Source organism: Streptomyces sp. NPDC006265 (assembly GCF_040613555.1).
Classification (GTDB): domain Bacteria; phylum Actinomycetota; class Actinomycetes; order Streptomycetales; family Streptomycetaceae; genus Streptomyces.
In genome coordinates, this window is record NZ_JBEXSH010000857.1 from 1 (window position 1) to 3,840 (window position 3,840).

4 protein-coding genes are annotated in these 3,840 nt (G+C 71.0%); all 4 read right to left on the minus strand.

Annotated elements, in window-relative coordinates; genetic code table 11:
* Positions 1-56: 56 nt before the first annotated feature.
* The 4 genes from ABZ281_RS41485 to ABZ281_RS41500 all read right to left on the minus strand — a co-directional run bounded on the left by ABZ281_RS41485 (position 57) and on the right by ABZ281_RS41500 (position 3,606).
* Positions 57-491: a hypothetical protein gene (locus ABZ281_RS41485; RefSeq protein WP_356663114.1), complete on the minus strand. Its 435-nt coding sequence runs from the start codon at positions 489-491 to the stop codon at positions 57-59.
* Between the two features lie 12 nt (positions 492-503).
* Complete coding sequence (locus tag ABZ281_RS41490) at positions 504-2,219, minus strand: hypothetical protein (protein ID WP_356663115.1); 1,716 nt, start codon at positions 2,217-2,219, stop codon at positions 504-506.
* Between the two features lie 667 nt (positions 2,220-2,886).
* Positions 2,887-3,078, minus strand: coding sequence for a hypothetical protein (locus tag ABZ281_RS41495; protein WP_356663116.1), 192 nt, complete (start codon positions 3,076-3,078; stop codon positions 2,887-2,889).
* A 3-nt stretch (positions 3,079-3,081) separates the two neighbouring features.
* The gene (locus ABZ281_RS41500) at positions 3,082-3,606 is read right to left on the minus strand and encodes a hypothetical protein (protein ID WP_356663117.1); all 525 of its coding nucleotides are present in this window, start codon (positions 3,604-3,606) and stop codon (positions 3,082-3,084) included.
* Positions 3,607-3,840 lie beyond the last annotated feature (234 nt).

A 3,840-nucleotide genomic window follows, 5' to 3' on the forward strand; every position in this document is an offset into this window, starting at 1 on the left:
GGACCCCGGGGTGGGGTCCGCCGCCCTTGCGCGGTGCGGGGGTTGGACAGGGCCGGTCAGCGGTTGCTGTAGAAGCTGCGGTCGGCCATGGGTACGGACATCCGGTTCACCGCGTCGGCCACCGGGCCGTAGTCGGCGATGTGGGCGTCGGCGGTTTCGTGGAAGAGCGTCGACATCTCCTCGCATTCGGCCGCCATGGCTTCGGCCTCTTCGAGGACCGAGAGCATCACGGTTGCCGCGTCGCGGTGTTCGGCGATGGTGTCCTTGTCGACGGTCTTCGCGGCCGCCAGGTCGGCGAGCCGGTTCACCTGCTTCGCGCAGTTCTCCACGTACTTGAACGTGGCGCGGACCTTCTCCGAAAGCCCCAGCATCGTGGCGCTGGCGGCGGTGAGCTGCACGATGACGACGCCGTAGCGGACGCCTTCGCCGATCACCGCACCGGTCTTGGCGAGGGCGCCGCCGATGCGGGGAACCAGTTCAGAAGACGACACGGGCAGTCCCTCCTATTCGTTGTGGTAGTCGGCCTCGGCCGGGGCGGCGTGGCCCTGGTCGGCGGTGACGTCGGCCACCTCCTTGTGGCGTGCGGCCGCGTTCTCGCCGGCCTGGGCGATCGCCTCGGAGGCGGCGGGGATCTTCTCCGCCACCGCCTCCGCTCGCGCCTTGACGTTCAGCGCCTTCTCCGCCAGGAGCAGCACCCAGCCCTCCAGAACACCCGGCACCTTGAGGTCCATGACCTTGGCGTGCAGGAACTCCAGGCGGGTCGTGAGCTTGTCGCAGCCCTCCGCCGCCTCCTTGGCGTCGTCGGCGCCCGCCATGATCTCTTCGGCCATGTCGGCGTCGGAGTCGATGACGTCGTAGATCGTCAGGTCGGAGTCGGCGTACTGGGTGTTGGGTGCCTTGCGCGGCACGGGCACGGTTCCAGTGGCGGTCACGGGTGCTCCCTTTCTCTTTGCGGCGGGCAACGCGACCGGGCCGCGCGTGGTGGCCTTGACCTTGTTGCGGCGCTCCTGCGCTCCGGGGCCGCCATCGAGGCGTTCCAGCGTCACGGTGGTGTTCACGACGTGGCCCCAGCCGGGCGGCGGAGCGAATCCGCCGCCCGTACCCGGGCCTGGCACGTCGCCGGGGCTGCTGCCACGGCGGGCGTTCGTGCGCTCCCACCGCTCTCGCGTGCCCCGCCCCTTGTTCGGGTCCTTTCGCCGCCGCCAGCCCCTGCGCTTGCCTTTCGCCGTGGGCGTCGCCGCGCCCCCGCCGGCCGGGCCGGACGGGCCGGGACCGGTGCTCCCGGCGGCGGGCCCCGTCGCGCCGGCGGCGGGTGCGGGCTTGCCCGGGCCCTTGGTGCCGGGCTTCTTTTTGAGGTTGACCCTTGGCTTCTTGCGCAGGTTGACCTTCGGCTTCGCCGTTCCCGGGGTTCCGCCCGACGGGGCGGGCCCGGAGCCCTTGGTGCCGGGCTTCTTCTTGAGGCTGACCTTCGGGGTCGCGGGCGGCGCGGTCGGCTTCGGCGGCACGGTCGGCTTGGGCTTCTTGGTCAGGCTGACCTTCGGGGTGCCCGGCGCCGTCCCGGCCGGTGCCGTCGTGCCGGCCTTCTTCGACTTCTTGGCGCTGCGGGGCCGGGCGATGACGGGCTGCAGGCGCTTGCGGCGCTTGTTGAGGCGGCGCTCGGATTCCTTCGCGATCGCCTGCGGCAGCGTGGTCCGCCCCTTGCCGGACCTGGACGACGACCCGGGCTTCGTGCCCGAGCCCTTCGTCCCCGGCGTTCCGCCCGGGCCCTTCGTCCCCGACTTCGAGGACCTCGGGGACTTCGAGCTGGCGCCGGGTGTCGTACCCGGCCCGCCGGACCCGGACTTCTTGCCCGAAGGACCCCCGGAACTGCTGCCGGGAGTACCGGACTTCCCGCCGCTCGACTTCGACGCCGGGCCGTTGCGGATCCGGTCCGCGGCCCTCTGCCGTGCCGCCGACCGAAGACTCGGTCCGCGGTCGCCGTTCGGGCTGCTGGAGCCGTTGCGGACCCGGCCCGAACTGCGGTCCGTGGCACCCGAATTCCGGTTCGTGGTGCTCTTTCCGCCCGAACCGTTCAGCGGCCCTTTGCCGCCCCGGGAGCCCCCGGACTGGCCAGGCGTGCCCGCGCCGCCCGAACGGCCGCCAGAGCCGCCGCCAGAGCCCTTGCCGGGCGGCTTGGGCCCGCCGCTGCCCGACCGGTTCGATCCTGCTCCGGACTTCAAAGACGCAGGAACAGAATTCTTCCCGTAATTTGAGCGGCCCGCCGAACCGGAAGAATTCCGGTTCGACTTTCCGAATTCCGGGCCCGACTGAATACGCGCCTTCTGGCGCGCCGCGTCGGCTCCGATCCGCGCCTTATCAAGTTCCAGACCGGCCTTTCCGGCCGCCGCGCCCTGCTGATCCGCGATGGCCCGGTGGTGATCGTGGCGGGCTTTCAGGTAGGCGGCCACGTGATAAGCGCCGCGCATTGCGGCAACGGTGATTCCCGCCATCATCACCACGGACATTGCACCGACGCCCTGGCCCGGGGATGAGGTATCCCCGGAAAGGCCCGGATCACGGTTTGCGCTGGTGGTTCCCGCCGCCGCGCTCCCGGAAAGGTCGGGGGCGTCAGCGACGGAAAGCGAGGCGGGAGGGGCGAGGCTGGCCACGGGGGCCAGGGCCGGGAAGCCGCCGGAGGCCGGCGGCGGGTCGTCCGCGACCGCCCCCGGGATCCTCAGCCCGGGGAAGGGGTGGAGTGTCCCTCCGGTGTCGTCGTCGGCCATCGGCCGGTCTCCTTCGATTGGTCACCCTCCGTGACCGATCCGGGGTCTCCTCACGCGTACGCGTACACGCGTACGTGGAGACCCCGGATCACGGGGATGAAGTGATGATGATGAGCGCGAAGCGTTACGGCTTGCCCTGGCCCTGCTGCTGCTCGGTCCAGGTGCCGAGCAGCCGGACCAGGTCGGCCCACACGTCGTCGTCACGACCGGCGATCGTGCGCGCCAGGTCCCACATCGTGCGGGCGCGGTCCGGGTTCGTCCGGGCCGCTTCCAGGCGCTTGTTCCAGTAGTCGAGCTGGCCCGGGGAAAAGGCCATCGGTTATGCCCTCCTCTGGTTGTCGAGGTAGTCCAGGAACGTCGGCTCCTGTCCTTCCGTGGTGTCCTTCTTGCCGTTGGACTTGCCGTCCTTCGCCGGGTCCTCCAGCCCCAGGGCCACACCGTTGAGCTGACCGGCGGTGTTCACCGCGCGGGAGTGGGCCAGGCCCTTCTTCTGGGCCTTTTCCAGCTCCTTCTTCTCCGCCTGCTTCTCGCGCTTGGCGGGGAGTTCGACGTAACGGCGCTGGAATTCCTTGTCCAGCTTTCCGGCGTCGTTCACCGCGTCGCGCAGCTCCTTTTCGAGGCGGGCCAGCGGGCGGGACGCGAGATAGGCCCGGATGCGGTTCTGGAACGGCTTGTCACCGTCGAACCGCAGGGATTCCAGGTCCGCCTGGTACTCGCGGCGCAGCGCCTGGACCTCGTCGGCCATCTGCCGCAGCCGCTCGCGCTGCTGGGCGCCGTACAGGGCGGTCCCGCCCGGCTTCATCAGGTGGTCCGACGTCCACCGGGCGTTGTTGATCTCGGTCATGCGAAAGACCTCCAGGTCTCGGGGGGTTGGGTGGGGAGTAAGCAAGGTCCCCGAGGCTGTTGCGCGGGGCCGGGGTGTTGCTCGGTGCGGGCCTGGCCCGCCGCGCCCGCGCTCGGGGCGCGGGTGCGGTTGAACTGGCCTGCCGGCCGTGGCCGTCACCGGTCCGCGCTCATCGTTCGAGCGCGGGGCGGTGGGGACCTTGTGCGGCTGGTTGTGCCGGGGGTGGTGTGCGCT